At 40.7% G+C, this 17,219-nt stretch carries 18 protein-coding genes; 17 read left to right on the top strand and 1 reads right to left on the bottom strand.

What is annotated here, in order from left to right:
• Positions 1–107 precede the first annotated feature (107 nt).
• The 7 genes from JXR81_00990 to JXR81_00960 all read left to right on the top strand — a co-directional run bounded on the left by JXR81_00990 (position 108) and on the right by JXR81_00960 (position 5,592).
• Positions 108–446, top strand: coding sequence for a helix-turn-helix transcriptional regulator (locus tag JXR81_00990; protein MBN2753418.1), 339 nt, complete (start codon positions 108–110; stop codon positions 444–446).
• Positions 442–1,545: a type II toxin-antitoxin system HipA family toxin gene (locus tag JXR81_00985; GenBank protein ID MBN2753417.1), complete on the top strand. Its 1,104-nt coding sequence runs from the start codon at positions 442–444 to the stop codon at positions 1,543–1,545. The genes JXR81_00990 and JXR81_00985 overlap by 5 nt, the downstream gene beginning before the upstream one ends.
• A 15-nt stretch (positions 1,546–1,560) precedes the next feature.
• On the top strand, positions 1,561–2,070 hold the full coding sequence (locus JXR81_00980; GenBank protein MBN2753416.1) for a hypothetical protein: 510 nt from the start codon (positions 1,561–1,563) through the stop codon (positions 2,068–2,070).
• A 116-nt stretch (positions 2,071–2,186) separates the two neighbouring features.
• Positions 2,187–2,888, top strand: coding sequence for a HEAT repeat domain-containing protein (locus tag JXR81_00975; protein ID MBN2753415.1), 702 nt, complete (start codon positions 2,187–2,189; stop codon positions 2,886–2,888).
• Positions 2,889–3,026: 138 nt separating this feature from the next.
• A complete protein-coding gene (locus JXR81_00970; GenBank protein ID MBN2753414.1) occupies positions 3,027–3,491 on the top strand; it encodes a hypothetical protein in 465 nt (154 codons plus the stop codon).
• A gap of 76 nt (positions 3,492–3,567) precedes the next feature.
• Entirely contained in the window at positions 3,568–4,260 is a 693-nt protein-coding gene (locus JXR81_00965; GenBank protein MBN2753413.1) for a hypothetical protein, read from the top strand.
• A 21-nt stretch (positions 4,261–4,281) separates the two neighbouring features.
• Entirely contained in the window at positions 4,282–5,592 is a 1,311-nt protein-coding gene (locus tag JXR81_00960; GenBank protein MBN2753412.1) for a hypothetical protein, read from the top strand.
• A gap of 171 nt (positions 5,593–5,763) precedes the next feature.
• Here JXR81_00960 and JXR81_00955 read toward each other — a convergent pair whose 3' ends face one another.
• Positions 5,764–6,510 carry a hypothetical protein gene (locus tag JXR81_00955; protein MBN2753411.1) on the bottom strand — a complete coding sequence of 249 codons (747 nt, stop codon included), beginning with the start codon at positions 6,508–6,510 and terminating at the stop codon, positions 5,764–5,766.
• A gap of 1 nt (position 6,511) precedes the next feature.
• Here JXR81_00955 and JXR81_00950 point away from each other — a divergent pair, with 1 nt between their 5' ends.
• The 10 genes from JXR81_00950 to JXR81_00905 all read left to right on the top strand — a co-directional run bounded on the left by JXR81_00950 (position 6,512) and on the right by JXR81_00905 (position 17,183).
• Entirely contained in the window at positions 6,512–7,000 is a 489-nt protein-coding gene (locus JXR81_00950) for a hypothetical protein (protein ID MBN2753410.1), read from the top strand.
• Positions 7,001–7,757: 757 nt separating this feature from the next.
• Positions 7,758–8,855 carry a glycine cleavage system aminomethyltransferase GcvT gene (gene gcvT, locus JXR81_00945; GenBank protein MBN2753409.1) on the top strand — a complete coding sequence of 366 codons (1,098 nt, stop codon included), beginning with the start codon at positions 7,758–7,760 and terminating at the stop codon, positions 8,853–8,855.
• A gap of 24 nt (positions 8,856–8,879) precedes the next feature.
• Positions 8,880–9,266 carry a glycine cleavage system protein GcvH gene (gene gcvH / locus JXR81_00940; protein ID MBN2753408.1) on the top strand — a complete coding sequence of 129 codons (387 nt, stop codon included), beginning with the start codon at positions 8,880–8,882 and terminating at the stop codon, positions 9,264–9,266.
• Positions 9,266–10,597, top strand: a complete 1,332-nt coding sequence (gene gcvPA, locus JXR81_00935; protein MBN2753407.1) for an aminomethyl-transferring glycine dehydrogenase subunit GcvPA — start codon at positions 9,266–9,268, stop codon at positions 10,595–10,597. The genes gcvH and gcvPA overlap by 1 nt, the downstream gene beginning before the upstream one ends.
• Before the next feature lie 31 nt (positions 10,598–10,628).
• Complete coding sequence (gene gcvPB / locus JXR81_00930) at positions 10,629–12,068, top strand: aminomethyl-transferring glycine dehydrogenase subunit GcvPB (GenBank protein MBN2753406.1); 1,440 nt, start codon at positions 10,629–10,631, stop codon at positions 12,066–12,068.
• Positions 12,059–12,856 (top strand): lipoate--protein ligase family protein, encoded by a 798-nt coding sequence (locus tag JXR81_00925; protein ID MBN2753405.1) that lies wholly within the window; start codon positions 12,059–12,061, stop codon positions 12,854–12,856. Before gcvPB ends, JXR81_00925 begins: the two co-directional genes overlap by 10 nt.
• A 2-nt stretch (positions 12,857–12,858) precedes the next feature.
• Positions 12,859–13,701, top strand: a complete 843-nt coding sequence (gene lipA / locus JXR81_00920) for a lipoyl synthase (protein MBN2753404.1) — start codon at positions 12,859–12,861, stop codon at positions 13,699–13,701.
• A gap of 806 nt (positions 13,702–14,507) precedes the next feature.
• On the top strand, positions 14,508–15,467 hold the full coding sequence (locus JXR81_00915; protein MBN2753403.1) for an aldo/keto reductase: 960 nt from the start codon (positions 14,508–14,510) through the stop codon (positions 15,465–15,467).
• Positions 15,468–15,543: 76 nt separating this feature from the next.
• Positions 15,544–15,915, top strand: coding sequence for a hypothetical protein (locus JXR81_00910; GenBank protein MBN2753402.1), 372 nt, complete (start codon positions 15,544–15,546; stop codon positions 15,913–15,915).
• Positions 15,915–17,183, top strand: coding sequence for a hypothetical protein (locus JXR81_00905; GenBank protein MBN2753401.1), 1,269 nt, complete (start codon positions 15,915–15,917; stop codon positions 17,181–17,183). Before JXR81_00910 ends, JXR81_00905 begins: the two co-directional genes overlap by 1 nt.
• The last annotated feature ends 36 nt before the right edge of the window (positions 17,184–17,219 follow it).

Below are 17,219 nucleotides of genomic sequence, written 5' to 3'. Positions count from 1 at the left end.
GTCTGGCCCCAAACAGGGCGTTTAAAATAGTGTTGATTTTCGGTAGTGATATTTCACCTTGACAAAGCATATTATGGTTAATATAATATCTATACGAGGTGAAATAAATGATAAAAGATAATATATTATCCACTAAGTTGAATGTTGATAATTTCGGTGTTTATGACCTGAGCGCTGGGATATCTTTGCGCGCGCGGACGCGCAGGCTGGAACTTAACTTATCACAGTCGGCTTTGTCTTCACGTTCCGGAGTAAGCCTGGGAACGCTAAAAAGGTTTGAAAGGTCCGGGGAAATTTCCTTAAAACATCTTCTTATGCTTGCCGCCGCCCTTAAATCTACAAAAGAGTTTAATTTACTTTTCACAACTCAAAATTATGCCACTTTTGAAGAGGCTGTAAGTATTAAAAAAACTCGGAAAAGAAAAAGAGGGCGTATAAATGATTAAAAAAATAGATGTACTTGAAGTGTATATAAACGGAAGAAAAGCTGGCAGGCTTGGACAATCCCGCAATGGCGTTTACGTTTTTGAATATGACAGAGTGTTTCTAAAAAATGGTTTTTCCATATCCCCGTTTCAGCTGCCGCTGACTCCCGGCGTTTTTACTGCCGAGCCCCAGCCTTACGGGGGGCTGTTTGGTGTTTTTAATGACAGTCTGCCTGACGGATGGGGAAGGCTTTTAATTGACAGGCTTTTGTTGAAAAATAAAATAGATCCGGGTGAAGTTTCACTTTTGGAGCGCTTAAGCATAGTTGGGAAAAATGGAATGGGCGCGCTTGAATACAGGCCGGAAAATAATTTTTTCAAGGGAAGCTCAAGAATTGGTATTAAAGAAATGGCAAAAGAAGTGAAAAAAGTTTTAAATGAAAATTATACCGGGCATATTGAAGCTCTTGTTAAAAAAGGAGGCTCTTCAGGCGGGGCAAGGCCCAAAGCAATGATAAGGATAAAAGGGGAACCCTGGATAGTCAAATTTCCAAACTCAAACGATAATACCGGCACCGGGGTAATGGAATATGAATACTCGCTGGCCGCGCGCGGGTGCGGAATAATAATGCCGCAGACAAAACTGCTTGAAAAAAAGTATTTTGCCATAAAGCGTTTTGACAGGAACGGCGGCAAAAAGGTGCATATGCATACAGCTGCAGGGCTTTTAAACGCGGATTTCAGAATTCCTTCCCTTGATTACACGGACCTTATGAAAGCCGCCATGAGGTTAACGGGCGATATAAGGGAAGTAATTAAAGTTTACCGCCTGATGGTATTTAATATACTGTCCCATAACAGAGATGACCACGCAAAGAATTTTTCTTTTATTTACAGCGATAAAAAGTGGTCTTTGTCGCCTGCTTATGACCTGACTTTCAGTTATGGCTTTAACGGCCAGCACACGACAACACTTTTTGGGCAGGGGCTGCCGGGGGAAAAAGAAATATTGGAATCCGCGGATGTTATTGGAATAAAAAGAAAAGAAGCTGAAAAAATATTAAGCGATACGGCTGATGCCGTTAAAAGGCTTAAAAAATATATAAAAACGCAGGGTTAATAAAAAGGGACAAAAATGACACTTATAAAAGAATACTCTTACGGGCAGAATACGGGGACGATGATTATGATATCTATATTGTTGTTGGGGTTGGCGGGTGCTGCCGCATGGCTTGGATATACCGTAAAATCGGAGCTTGTTATACGCGTTGTAATCAAACTTAGCCCTTTTCAGGCAAGGGTGCTGTATTACATTGCGGCGTCTGTCTGCGGATTTTTCGCGCTGCTTTCCTTAATTTCCGCGAAAGCGGGAATGGACGAAAAGAAAAAACTGATAATATACGATGACAGGATTGTTATAAGCGGAATTACAAAGCCTGTTTCAATGTTTTTCAGGGAAATGGTGTCGGTGAATGAACGTAAAGTATCATCAACAAGGTTTGTTGATATTGATATGGAAGACGGATATAAAGCCCTGATTTCAAATGTGAACTTTAAAAATACGGCTGAATTTGAAGAAGCAATGGATTTACTTAAGATAACATATAAAAATACTGTTAAAAAATCACTTCCTCCGCCTGTTTAAAAATGAAAAAATTGGTTATGGTGAAAATATAAGAATGCTAAAGTTATTTTAAAAAATATATGTAAGGTTTGACGCCGGGCTCATAGGCCTGGTATGAAGCTGCCATTGGAGGCGTGTTGAAAAGTACTGTTGAGGCATTAAAAAAGCGGGGGTATCCGGATAAAGCACTGGAAAATATTTTCCAATTAAAAAAGACAGATGAACTTATACCGCTGTTAAAAAGTGTTAATGCTCCGGAATGTACTGCTGCAGCCTGTATACTTGGTGTTAGAAATGAAAAGACGGCCGTAAAGGCGCTTTGTAACGCGCTTGCCGGAGAAAAAGCACTTTATTCTAAAATAGCAATTTCAGATGCGCTGGGGCATATTGGGGTTTATGCTTTGCCCGGTTTAATAGAATTACTGGGAATGATAGGGAAGAACCAGCATATAATCCCGTCTGCCGGTGATTTTAAGAAAAAAAGTTATCCGTTACCACGCGATATAGCGGCAAGAACCATTACCAAAATAGGGGTGCCTGCTTTGGCCGCTTTAGAGTCAGTGGCTGTTAATGGAACAATAACGCAGGTATCTGAAGCTGTTGATGCGATAGGGTTCATAGCTTTTTATACAAAGAACCGAAGGTCACTTAAGTGTTTGATACAATGTATGGCAAAGAATGCTGGAAATGAACTTATAACATGGAAAATAATACGGGCACTTGAGTCATTTCCCTGCCCTGAAGTTGAGGACATTCTGAAAAAAATAATCAAGTCCTCGAAAAACAAGCTTTTGATACAGGAAGCCAAAAGAAGCTTGAAGCAGTTAACAAAGTTATAATAAGCGGAAAAATAAGAGGTATACCTTATAGAATTGGAGCAAGGTAAATGGAAATAAATTCTGAAAGAAAAACGCGGGGTACTGTTAAATGATTTGATTTAAAACTTGTTATATACATATAATTTTTAGGTGAAAATATTGAAAAAATCGGTTATGGTGAAAGCTCGGTTATATAAAGAGATATTAAAGCTCGTAGATAAAACTGATAAGAAAATTGTGGTTGTCTGGGGATGTGATTGTGCTAAACGGGTGCTTGGTTATTTTGAAAAATACTGCCCAAACGACAGCCGCCCAAGGGCGGCAATTAAAACTGCGCGTAAATATGTCCGTACAGGTATTTTTAAAATGGCGGAAATACGCGGGGCGTCGCTTGCGGCGCATGCGGCGGCGCGCGCTGTAAAAAGTAATGACCCTGCCCACTCTGCTGCACGCGCGGCAGGGCAGGCAGCGGCTGCCGCCCACGTTAAAACCCACGCGGTTGCCGCGGCAATGTATGCCGCCACTGTTAAAAGGGATGCGGCAAAACCGGGTAATTCCGATAAAGCCGCCATTAAAGAACGTGACCGGCAGTATAAATATTTACAGAATTTAATTAATTGTTAACGGATTATTATATATCTATTCTTGATAATCACATTAAACTTGTTATAATAAATAAACTTTTTAATTGGGAGGGAACATGGATAATTTTGAACTTATTAAGCAGGCATCACGTATAAAGGACTCCGCAATTACTGAAGGTAAAGGCGTGGGCGCGTATGCGCAGGCTGTTGAACTTTTAAAAAATTACGCCGGACCGCAGAATGCTTTTCTTGAACGTCTTGAAAGTGTGGAAGAAAGAAAAAAGAACAAGGATGCTTTCATCGGAACTTTAACCGCTTCTATTATGGAAGCGTTCATAGAATACGTTAAAAATGGCCTTATGGGAAACGCTGTAAAAAAAGAATTAAAGCCGGTAAATCAAAGAACTGTCATTCCGGCGGCTGTTCCTGAAAGAGATACGGAAGAAAAACTTCTGGACAAAGCAAAAGCAGCTGTCAATGACAGTAAATCAGCTCCTTTAATTCCCGTCCTGTTTGCAGGTACCGCGCTTGAATTTTTTCTTAAAAAACTTATAAAAAATAATAAGGTTGATATATCAGGATATCCTTCAACCATAGTTGTCTGCGGAAGGGCTTTAATGAAGTCAAAAGTGATAACGCAGGAAGATATGAAAAATATCACTTACTGGAGCATTGCGTTTGAAGATGCTGAAATGGGGGCTGTTGAAAAAGTTAATGATATGGAAAAGGCAAATATTATGCTGATTGCTATCAGGGAATTTATCAGTAAATATGAGCATAAGGTTAAAAACTTTACATCTGTAATATAAAAAACACGCGGGGAGGTATTTATGGAAATGTCAGGATTTTTTTCGGATTTTAGTATTACAAAAACAATTTTTATTGTTGTAAGTTTAATTGTTCTATATTTTGGAAGGCATATTATTGGCGGTATTTTTGGTTTATACAGGATTGTTCCTGTAAACGAAGCTCATGTCAGGATATTGCGCAATATTAAGGATGTATTTTCGACAAGAAATGGGAAAAGCGCTTACTGGTTCATTCCTTTTATTACAAGGGTGCATAAACTGCCGCTTTCCAACCTTTCAATTCCTGTTCAGGATATTAAGCTTAATGATAATAATATGGCCAAGTTTGTCTGTGATATAGTGTGTTTTGTGAATATAAAAGATATAGATCTTGCTGTTGAAAGGCTTACGCTTACAAATGTAAGTTCGGACATGGGTTTTGATTTTAATAAACTGTCAGAAGATTTAAGGGCTATTATGGAAAGCGTTGGAAGGACGGTTACAACCAAACAGACACTGCTTGACATTTATATGAACAGGCAGATGCTTGATTCCGCCATTACGGCGGAAGTTGAACTGGTATTTCCAAAGTGGGGAATACAGCTTGTTGACCTTGAGTTAAAAGATATTAAGGATGCGCACGGCTCTACTATCATAGAAGATATTGAAAGAAAAGTTGCGGCAGAAATAAGAAGGGATGCCGATATAAAAGTTGCCACAACTACCAAAGAAGCAGAAGTGGCAAAAGCGGAAGCGGAAGAAATATATAAAAAAAGGCATATAGAAAAAGATAAACAAATAGGTATGAGCGAACAGCAAAAAAATCAGGAAATTGCGAAGATGGAAAAAGACGCGAACGTTGAACAGATTGAGGCTTTAAGAAAAGTGGAAGTTGGTAAAGCGGATATTGAAAAAGAAAAAATTGAACAGCTTGCCCTGGCGCAGAAGTTAAAATATACTCTTGAAGCTGAAGGTGAATCTAATAAAATCAGAAGTGTTGGTACTTCGGAAGCGGATATCATAAGGATAAAGAAAGAAGCGGAGGCGGCCGGCACATTAAAACTTGCTGAAGCTCTTAAACAGTTTAATGATACTGCTATTAACGTAAAACTGCTTGATATACAGAAAGAAGTGCTGATGATGAAGTATCAGTCTCTTGCAAAAGCGGTTCAGAATGCGGATATAAAGTGGATATTAAGCGGGGCAAACGCCCAGAAATTTTTTGGTTTAAACCTTGACGCGGAAGGCGGTGCAAACCTGGAGCAGTTTATAGCTGAAAGCGGAATGGATTTGGATAAGTTAAAGTCAATATTAAAAACGACAAAAGAAGATGAAAAGAAGAAAGATAAATAACAGCAAAAGATAGTATACGTATAAAAAAAGCCCTTTGGTTTTACAGGCCAAAGGGCTTTTTTATTTAGTGTGTAATGTTATATTGAAACTGTTTTTATGCGCGTTTCTAATGAACAGACTGATTAATACAGAGATTAAATACAGCCGCAGGTTAAAACCGTCAACTTCGGTTTATAAACCTTTCCACTGCCTGTACCACGCGTTAAGCAGCGGGATAAATTCGGATGTGGCTTTTTGCTGGCCTTCAACTGTCGGGTGATCATCGCCGGAATTTGTGGGGTAATAAAGAGTGTTCTGCGCGTTATTGACTTCGTGGTTTTCAAAGCCGTTTGCCAGGGTGTGGTGATTATCCGGATGTGTCAGCACGTTGTAGTAGTCATAAGCATAAACGTTTCCGGCTGTGTAATTTTTAAGCCATCCGTTCTGCCTGTCAAATAGCCATTCGGAAAGTTCCCTTGTTGCCTCGGGGTCTGATATAACCTGCATTGGCGGCGGGATAATAAGTATAAACATTTTATCGGTATGAGCGGCCATGTAAGCCAGCAGACTGTTATAAATTGCCTGCTCGTCTGTTATATCGCTGCCAACTTCACTGTTTGGAAAGCAGGATTTAAACATAATTACTTCATTTTCTCCTGCGGGTTCGGATATTGTGTTTGTATAGCAGGAATTCGCGTTTTCAGCGAATACAAAAGGCATGACTTCGTCTCTGAACCAGTTTGGCCAGTCAGTTGTATCTGTATAACTTCCCTGGTCATAACCCGGTGCAGACCATCCGTAATTTGTATCGCTTACAAAATAATTATTCGCGTTTAAAGCTGTGCCAAGGTCCCCGTATCCTGATTCCAGCCAGTGCTGCCCGGTGCTGTGATGGATAGAAATTATCTTAACCGTGGCTGCCGGCGGGGTTGCGTTCATTGTGGGTGAAACCGACACGCTGATTGTAACGGTTGCAGTCTGTGTTGTTGTGGCAGTTGATGTAACGGTTACGGTATTAGTGGCGGTAATAATTTCTGTGACGGCAGCAGTGACAGTAACAGTTGGTGATGGTGTAACAGTGGAGGTAATAATTCCGGTAGGGGTATCAGTGGCAGTAACAATTTTAGTTAAAGTGGCAGTTACAGTAACAGTTAGTGAAGGTGTATCCGCGGCGGTAGAAATTTTTGTTGAGGTAATTGTGGCGGTAACAATTTTGGTTAAAGTATTAGTGGCAGTAACAACAGGAGACAAGGTATACGCCCCGGTAACAGTTGGTGTTACAGTGCCTGTGACGGCTTCAGCTGTTGGCAGAGTGATTGAAGGCGCGGCCGGATTCCTTTTTCCTGTACATGAAGATACAAATACTGAAATTACAACAGCTAAAATTAAAAAATTTATTCGGTTCATAAATCCCCCTATATTTTTTTAATATTTTACCTGTTCCGGCAAAATTAATATGTGATTTACTTCACCTGTATTTTATACTCGAAAAATCAACTTTATATTGTATTAAATAATTAGGTTTTAATAGGCAGAGCAAAAGCGGCCATCCCCCTGAAACTATTAATCGGTTTAATTACAAAGAGTATAAAATAACATAAAACCAAATACCGATATTAACAAATTACTTTCAAAACTTAAAAATGCTTTTAAAATAAAGAAAAATATTTGTAATTATTACAAAATTTTAATTTAAATAAAAAAATCTGACAAAAAAACTTGATTTTTATTTGCGGATAAGTATAATTATTATAATTAGTGTTAATTTTCTCACCGGGTTCTTTAAAAGGGATGATTTTATACTCACAGGAATAATAAGTGTCGTCGCCTCACTCCTCTAAGATATACCCCCTTATATCAATGCCGCGAAAGCGGCACACGCCTTAGAATTGGGCGGCGACACTTATTGTTTCGTAAGTAAAAACTTATCACAGGGCTATATAGCTATATAATAGAAAAGCGGCTTAAAAATTTTCCTGCAGCATATAGTGTCGCCGTCTCTTTCTAACTATAACCCCCTTATATCAATGTTGCCCGCGCAAGCGGGTACACGCCAAAAAAGAACGGCGACACCTTTAAAAAAAGCCGGTAATGTCTTAAACATTACCGGCTTTTTTTATTTCTTGACGCTTATCCCGCCCTGTTATAAAATAGCGTATCTTAATTTTAAAGGCGGACAATGTCACATGGCTAACGATAAAAAAACACCATTATTTGATGAACACGTACGTTTAAACGCGCTTATGGCGCCCTTTGCCGGGTACAGCATGCCCATTCATTACGGCTCTATTATCGAAGAAACAAAAATCACCCGCGCCGGTTGTGCCATATTTGATATAAGCCATATGGGTGAAATAATTGTAAATGAAGACCCGTCAAACTGCTCGCTTGACAGGGCAATTACCGTACCTGTCACAAAGATGAAAGAGGGCAGCTGCAAGTACGGTTTTCTTCTAAATGAAAACGGCACAGCCATAGATGACTTAATTGTTTACAGAATAAAAAATAACGAATGGATGATAGTTGTAAACGCTTCCAATGAGATACGCGACTATGAAACCATAAAGTCAAGGCTTGCACCATCCGCCAAAATACAGAACATCTCCGATGATTCCGCAAAGTTTGACGTACAGGGGCCTGCATCATACGACGTAATGAAAAAAATTGCAGGCACAGGCCTTGCGGAATTGAAATATTTTACCTTTAAAAAATTTCCGTTATTGGGAGAAGACAGAATAATAAGCAGGACAGGGTATACCGGCGAACTGGGTTTTGAAGTGTATCTGGATAACGCAAACGCGGCAGCTTTCTGGAACGAAGCCGTAAAAAACGGCGCGGTGCCTGCAGGGCTTGGAAGCCGCGACATATTAAGGTCTGAAGCCGGGCTTCCGCTGTACGGCGACGAACTGACCGAAGATATTACCCCTGTTGAAGCGGGTATGGAAAAATTCATTGATTTTGAAAAAGAGTTCACGGGCAAAGCCGCGCTTTTAAAGCAGATTGAAACCGGCGTTGAAAAAAAGCTGTGCGGTTTTAAAATAGACGGAAGGCGTACGCCAAGGCACAGTTCCCCAATATTAAAAGACGGCGCAGCAATCGGCACGGTATCAAGCGGTGTATTTTCGCCGCATTTAAACTGCGGCATAGGCATGGGATATGTTAAACCGCAGTTCGCTGAAATCGGTACCGCTTTTGAAATAGACCTTGGCAGGGGAACGGCAGCGGCAACAGTTACACAAATGCCTTTTCTTAAAAGCGCGTCAATAAGGATGACACTTAAATAATTCAATAATTATCAGGAGGGTAAGATGAACGTAGCTGAAGGTTATTTTTACACAAAAGAACACGAGTGGGTAAAAATTGACGGAAAGAAAGCAAAAATAGGAATTACGGATTACGCGCAGCACAAACTTGGGGACATTACTTTCTGCGAACCTCCGGAAAAAGGATTAAACGTGAAACAGTTTGGCGTGATAACCGGAATTGAATCCGTTAAAGCCGCGTCTGATATCTATTCACCCATATCCGGCAAGGTAATTAACACTAATCCTGACCTGGAAGACAGCCCCGGACTTATCAATTCTTCGCCTTATGAAAAAGGATGGATCGCGGAGCTTGAAATAACAGACGCTTCAGAGACAAAAAACCTTATAGACGCCGAAGCATACAGGCAGTATCTTGCAGGTCTTGAATAATGGCAGGATTTACCCCGCATACAGAATCTGAAATAAAAGAAATGCTGCAGGCGGCGGGAGCCCCGTCAATAGAATCGCTTTTTTCCGACATAACTCCGGAATTGCGCGCGAAATCTTTTAACCTTCCCAAAGGCATTACTGAATACGAAGCATTAAATGAAATGCAGGAACTTGCCGCTAAAAATATGTCGTTTACCGCTTCTTTTCTTGGCGGCGGTTATTACGACCACTTTATCCCCGCGGCTGTTGATACAATCAGTTCGCGCGCGGAATTTTATACCGCTTACACGCCTTATCAGCCGGAAGCGTCGCAGGGAACTTTAAGGGCGGTTTTTGAATACCAGTCCATGATATCCGGCATTACGGGAATGGAACTTTCAAACGCCTCTTTATACGACGGCGGCACCGCAATATACGAAGCTGTAAATATGGCGTTCCGCGGAAGCAGAAAAAAGAAAGTCATAATTGACGGCGGCGTTAATCCGCTGCATATAAAAATGTTAAAAACACACGCAAAAAATATCGGCGTGGAATTTATTGAAGCGCCGGCAGAAAACGGCCGTACAGACCTTAAAGCTCTTGCAGCCATGATAGATACAGACACCGCGGCAGTGGTTGCGCAGAACCCGAATTTTTACGGTTTTGTTAATGATTATACTTCCGTGTTCGCTCAGGCGGCAGAAAATGGCGCGGCATCCATATTATCTTTTTACCCGGTATCGCTTGGAATTTTAAAGACGCCCGCGGAAATGGGCGCGGATATCGCCGTAGCAGAAGGGCAGTCTTTGGGGCAGCCGCTTTCATTTGGAGGGCCTTACCTTGGCATAATGGCTGTAAACAAAAAATTCATGAGAAAAATACCCGGCAGAATAGTGGGCGAGACCACAGATAAAGAAGGGCGCACGGTTTATGTGCTTACGCTTCAGGCAAGGGAACAGCACATAAAAAGGGAAAAAGCCACTTCCAATATCTGCAGCAATCAGGCGCTGTGCGCGCTGCGGGCTGTTGTGTTTTTGTCGCTTATGGGAAAAGAGGGATTTAAAAAACTGGCTCTTATAAACCTTGAAAGGGCGGAGTATTTAAAAACAAAACTATCCGAAATATCCGGGATTGAAGTTTTAACCGGACCCACGTTTAACGAATTCTCCGTAAAGTTAAAAAAAGAAGCGCAGGTGTTTTTTAAGGAGATGTCCGCGAAAGGTTTTATAGCGGGGCTGCCTGCTTCTGTTTTTTACCCGCAGGATAAAAATACCATTATTATGAATGCCACGGAAAAAAAGACGGTAACACAGATAGACCTTTTTATAAAAGCCGTTAAAGAATGTGTTTAGTTTAAGGTCAAACCAAAAAAGAGGATAAAAAATGAAAAATATATTTGAAAAAAGCGTAAAAGGCAGAATCGGCGTTGATCCGGGAACTCCGGATACCAATATGGACAGCCGCCTTGACCCTTCTTTATTAAGGAAGACCGATAACATGCTTCCGGAAGTGTCCGAACTTGAAGTGGTAAGGCATTACACAAATTTATCACGCCTTAATTATTCCGTGGATACACATTTTTATCCCCTTGGCTCCTGCACTATGAAATATAATCCAAAAATAAATGAAGTGACAGCTGTGCTGCCGGGCTTTATAAACGCGCACCCTATGCTGGCGTATGTAAAAGAAGACGCTGTGCAGGGCGCTCTGGAAGTAATATATAAAACCTCGGAAATGATGTGCGAAATAACAGGCATGAAAAAAATGACCACCCAGCCTTACGCGGGCGCGCACGGCGAAATGACGGGCATTCTTTTAATGGCGCAGTATCATAAAGTGCACGGTAATAATAAGACGCACATAATAGTACCCGAATCCGCGCACGGCACAAACCCGGCATCAGCCGCCGCCGCAGGATATGAAGTGGTGACAGTGCCGGTAAATTCCGCGGGTGGTATTGATTTAAGCGCCCTTAAAGAAAAGATGAACGCGCAGACAGCCGGCATAATGATGACTGTCCCAAGCACGCTTGGCGTGTTTGAAAAAGAGGTGCTGGAAGTGTCGGCGCTGGCAAGAAAATTTGACGCGCTTATGTATTACGACGGAGCCAACTTAAATGCTATTATGGGCAAAGCAAGGCCGGGAGACATGGGCTTTGATATTGTTCATCTTAATCTTCATAAAACTTTTTCCACGCCGCACGGCGGCGGAGGCCCCGGCGCCGGAATGGTGGGCGTATCTGAAAGGCTTGCTGATTTTGTGCCTGTGCCTGCAGTGGCAAAAACAAAAGAGGGAAAATTCACCCTTGATTTTAATGTACCGCATACAATAGGGAATATCGCTTCTTTCTTCGGAAACTTTGGCGTGATGCTTAAAGCGTACACGTACATTACAATGCTGGGCAAAGAAGGGCTTATTGAAGTTTCTGAAAAAGCGGTTTTAAACGCCAATTACATAATGGCAAAATTAAAGCCGTATTATTACCTGCCGTATGACCGCACGTGCATGCACGAAGCGGTTTTCAGCGCGAAAAAACAGGTAATGCACGGCGTGCACGCGCTTGATATTGCCAAAGCTTTAATTGACAGGGGTTTCCACCCGCCGACCATATATTTTCCGCTTGTGGTGGAAGAGGCAATAATGATAGAGCCCACAGAGACAGAATCCAAACAGGACATTGACCTTTTCATAGAAGATATGATTGATATCGCGAAACTTGCGGAAACCGACCCTGATAAAATAAAAAACACGCCGGTAACCACGCCTGTGTCCAGGCCGGATGAAACAAAGGCCGCCAGAGAACCAAGACTTAAATGTTTTTAAAGGGTGATTTTTTTCCGTTTAAGGCCAATTCCCCCTACGAGAATATGGCCATTGATGAATTTCTTATTTCCCGCTGTCTGCAGACAGGTGTGCCGCAGTTAAGGCTGTATTCGTGGAACCCTGCCGGCATCTCGCTTGGAAAATACCAGGACGCGGAAAAAGACATAAATATAGACGCCTGCCTTGAAGATAAAATCCCAATTGTCCGCAGGCTGACAGGCGGCGGCGCTATTTTTCACGGCAGCGAACTTACATACAGCCTTGTGTGCAGCGAAGATGACATTGACTGTAAAGGCGAACCGGTAAAAAAAACTTTTGAAAAATTAAATTCTTTTATCATGCTTATGTATAAAAAGTTCGGCCTTGACCCGGCATACGGCGTGTACGCGCGGCCGGAAGAAAGTCACGGGCAAAGGGCTGGGTTTTGTTTTTCTGGTACGGAAGAATATGACATTATAATAGAAGGAAAGAAAATCGGCGGCAACGCGCAGGCAAGGGTTAAAGGTCTTATTTTTCAGCACGGGTCGCTGCCGCTTGCCGGTAATGAAGAACATGAAAAATACTTTAAATGCCCCGTAGAAGGTAATAATTATACGTGTTTAAACGTGCTTTTAAAAAGGCAGGTTGCGCCGTTAGAAGCCGCGGCAAACATGGCGGCGGCCTTTATGGAATCCTTTAACTGCACGCTTGAACCCGCGGATTTTACAATGGAAGAAAAAAAAGAGATAATAAAACTTTTAACCGGTAAATACGCGTCAATTAAATGGAATATGGAAGGTAAAACTTAAAAATGGCCGAAGATATAAAACGCCCGGAATGGGCAAAGAAAAAAATAGACTTTAAAAATATGCATAATACGGAAACCGCGTTAAGGGGAATGAACCTTCATACCGTATGCCACAGCGCGCGCTGCCCTAATATTTCGGAATGTTACGCAAGGGGGACTGCTGTTTTTTTAATTCTTGGAAACAACTGTACAAGGAATTGTATGTTTTGTAATGTTACAAAGGCAAAACCGGAAACACTTGACCTGAATGAAGCGGAAAGGGTAATTACAGCCGCTAAAAAGCTTAAACTTAAATATCTTGTGGTAACTTCCGTCACAAGGGACGATTTAAAAGATGGCGGCGCGTCAGTTTTTGCCGATATAATCAGAAAGGCAATAATAGAAGGGATAAAAATAGAGGTGCTTGTTCCGGATTTTAAAGGGAATGCTGCGGACATAAAAACCGTAGTGGATGCCATGCCGGATGTCTTCGCGCATAATATAGAAGTGGTGCCGTCGCTGTATCAAATAAGAAAAGGCGCTTCATATGAAAGAAGCCTTGATGTTTTAAAGACAGCAAAAAAACTTGGCGCGAAAAAAACAAAGTCCGGAATTATGCTTGGGCTTGGTGAAACAGAGGCGGAAGTATTAAAAACGCTTGATGATATCCGCGGCGCGGATGTGGATTATATTTCAATAGGGCAGTATTTACGGCCGGCAAAGGAAAACGCGCCGGTTGTGGAATATTTAAAACCGGAGCGTTTTGAATTTTATAAACTGGCGGCAATGGGTAAAGGTTTTAAACACGCGGAATCAGGGGTGTTTGTAAGAAGTTCTTATATGGCGGATACTTACGGCAAGAAGTAGGGAAATCGGCGGCTCGGCGGTTCGGTTTAGTCTTAGTAGACGCGGGTCTTCAGCCCGCAGATTTTGTATCTGTCTTTTATAATTGCTTTTACCAAACGTCCAAGCCTCTAAGCATCCAAGCATCCAGTTTCACAGGGTTTGGGTATATTTTTTCAGCGCGTGCCGCAAACTGGTATGCTTGCATCCAAACAAAATTGAAATCATCAAAATGTTAACGTCATTGGCAATCGTAAACTCCCGGCACATACAAATCTGCCGGCGATGCATTACACCGCTCCTGTCGCATACACACTATTCTTAAGCGGCACGCACTGAAAAAACACACCCAACCCCTGTAGGTGTTAATCGAATCTTCGAATTTCGAATTTTCGATGTTTGTATTGTTTTTGTCTTTGCTTCCGTCCCTCCGACCCTCCGTGCATCCGTCTCTCGGTTTTACAGGGTTTGGGTATATTTTTTCAGCGCGTGCCGCAAACTGGTGTGCTTACATCCAAACAAATTTGAAATCATCAGAATGTTAACGTCATTGGCAATCGTGAGCCCGCGGCACATACGTGTATGCCGGCGCTGCATTAAACCGCTCCTGCCGCATACACATTATCCTTGTGCGGCACGCACTGAAAAAACACACCCAACCCCTGTAGGTGTTAATCGAATCTTCGAATTTCGAATTTTCAATGTTTGCTTTATTTTTGTCTTTGCTTCCGACCCTCCGACCCTCGTCTCTCCCGGCATTCTGTGTGGTATAATAATTAATAGTTTAATAAAAACACTGATTTAATTGAAAACAGCGGGAGGTAATAATAATGAACAAACGCGAGATAGGTAAAACAGGAATCATGGTATCTGAAATATCGCTTGGATGCTGGACACTTGGCGGGGATATTGACAGCGGCGGCATGGGGTGGCACGGTGTTTCCGATAAGGATGCGGCAGAAGCCATAAATTACGCCGTTGATAACGGGGTTAACCATTTTGACAACGCGGACGTATATGGCAGCGGCAAGGCGGAAAAAATGCTGGCATCCGCGCTTGGGTCAAAAAACAAAAAAGTTGTAATTGCGAGCAAAGTAGGCTGGAACAAAAATGAATTTGAAAACGCGTTTGACGCGCGCAATATAAGAAGGCAGTGCGAGCAGTCGCTGAAGAATTTAAAAAGGGACAGGCTGGATATTTATTACTTTCATAACTGCGATTTCGGCAAGAATGACGAATACCTGGAAGGCGCTATTGCTGAGTTTCATAAATTAAGAAGCGAAGGCGTGATAAAAGCTATAGGGCTGTCCGGATATTCAGCCGGTGATTTTTTAAGGCTTACCCCAAGGATAAAACCCGACTGCATTCAAAGCTGGTGCAACATAATACACCCTGATTTTGTGGCAGAAGGGCCTGTAAGCAAAATGATGAAAGAAATGAACATTACTTTTGTGGCGTTTAATCCGTTGTCGCGCGGGTTATTAACAGGTAAATTCAGCAGAGAAAACCCTCCTGTGTTTGATAAAAATGATGTCAGGGAAACGATGGATGAGTTTAAGCCGGGTACGTTTGAAAAATTAATGGACGGCGTGGATAAGCTTAAAAGCAAATTTGGGTCAGGCGGCGAAGCACTTGTGCGCGCGGCATTACAGTATATTCTGTATCATGAAACTGCGGCATGCGTAATTCCGGGGTTCAGGAACTTACAGCAGGTAAAAATGAACCTGTCCGCCGCAGACAAAGGGCTTACTGAAGAAGAGTTTATGTTTATAAGAGAAGCGTTCCTTTAAAGGCATTGCGGCTCGGCAGCTCAGCAGCTCGGCGGCTCGGAATTGATATAGAAGAAAAGTGGAAAGGTGAAGAAAAATGAGTGTTGGTGTTGAGTTTTTGAAATTTATTGGATTTGTTATTGTTTTTATAGCGTTTTTTCAATGGTTATTTAGATTCATCTTACAATATAAAGTAAAGCAAGAAAAGATTGTAATTTGTCTTTTTGGGATAATTCCTGTTTTTTTTATATCTATTAATAATATAAAAAGTATTAGAAAGGGTTCATCTCTGGAAGGTATGGTTGATCCCTTTGCAAGTAGATTAAACATTAGAAATAATATCTGGGGTGAAACAACAATAATTGAAAGAAAAGATGGAATGATTTTTTATGAGTGGGCTATTACACCTGATAATCCTGACGAGTTTATTAAAGCTATACAATTGATGCTAAAAATAAAGGAAAACTGATGAATAAAAAAAGAGGAGTAACAATTGTTAAATTATTATTTTTAATTTTTATAGTTGGTGGGTTGGGAATTTCAGAAAGTAAAACTGCGAATCAAAATGTAAGAATAATTGAAGAAAGAGGCCCGTTTGTTATAAGCGCGATTTATGAATTTAATCATATGAATTACATTCTAACTGTTTTAAATAAAAAAGGCGAAGAAATAAAGCGGTTATCCACGGAACGGCAAATAAAACAGATAAATTCAAATGGTGTTGTTGGAAAGGTTATAGAGTTTCATAAATTTTGTATTGCCGAAAATAAAAATCAAGTGGCTTTGATAAAGTGCAGTGGAAATTTTTTTGATGATGAAAAAATACCTCAATGCGGAGGCAACGGCGTATGCAATTTAGAGTTGATACTATTAGATAGTTTAGGTGAAGAGGTTTGGAAAAAACAGATTGGAACGGGGACATTTTATGGAGTGATTGATTCGATAAAGTTTGTAAACGATTTTATTGTGGTTAGTTATAATCTTAGAACGGGAAATGAATTTAGTCCTAAAAAGCAGGTATTTAATTTAAAAGGTGAAAGGATATATACGTACGATTTAAATGAGATAACTTTTTTTGATGAAAAAGATAATATTATTAAGTTAGTTGATTTAAGAATGGTATCTTTGAAGCGAAAAATAAAAGATTCTGATGGTAAATTATTGCCTGGAACAATTCAAGAGTCCAGTAGCATAAATATATCAGATGATGGAAGTAAAATTGCAAAGTTGACTTACCGTCTGGAACTTATTGACGGTAAATACTATTATACTGATGATGAAAATTATCCGTCGACTTTAGAATTAGAAATAGAGAACGAGAAAGGCGAAAAACTATGGAAAACAGAAATAGGCAAACGCCAAGACGCAAATGCAAGTGATATAAAGATTTTACAAAATGGCAATGTTGTTTTAAGCACCTATGGTGATTGGGAAGATTCTAATTATTGCAATTTATATGTTTTTAATGCGGAAGGCACAAAATTGTTTGAATTTCCGAATTCTGGTTATAGTTTTCATGAATTTAAAATATCTTCAAATGGAAAATATTTGGGAATACCATGCAGGTCTTATGGACCAGGTCGTGAGACTATGATGTTTTTTAATATTTCTAATGGTAAAAGTTGGAATTTAAATGAAGATTGGGCGATTTATAAAATAGAAGATGATGGAAAAGCACATTTATTTTCCGGACAAAAAAAAATGGAGATAAACTTAAAAGATAAAATTGGAGATTAGGTTGTATAGCTGTTTCCCTTGATGGATTTTTATTGG

Source organism: Candidatus Goldiibacteriota bacterium (assembly GCA_016937715.1).
In the GTDB taxonomy this organism is placed as follows: Bacteria; Oederibacteriota; PGYV01; order PGYV01; family PGYV01; genus PGYV01.
Note: the sequence above shows the minus strand (reverse complement) of the source record. Positions and strands in the feature narration are given on the sequence as shown.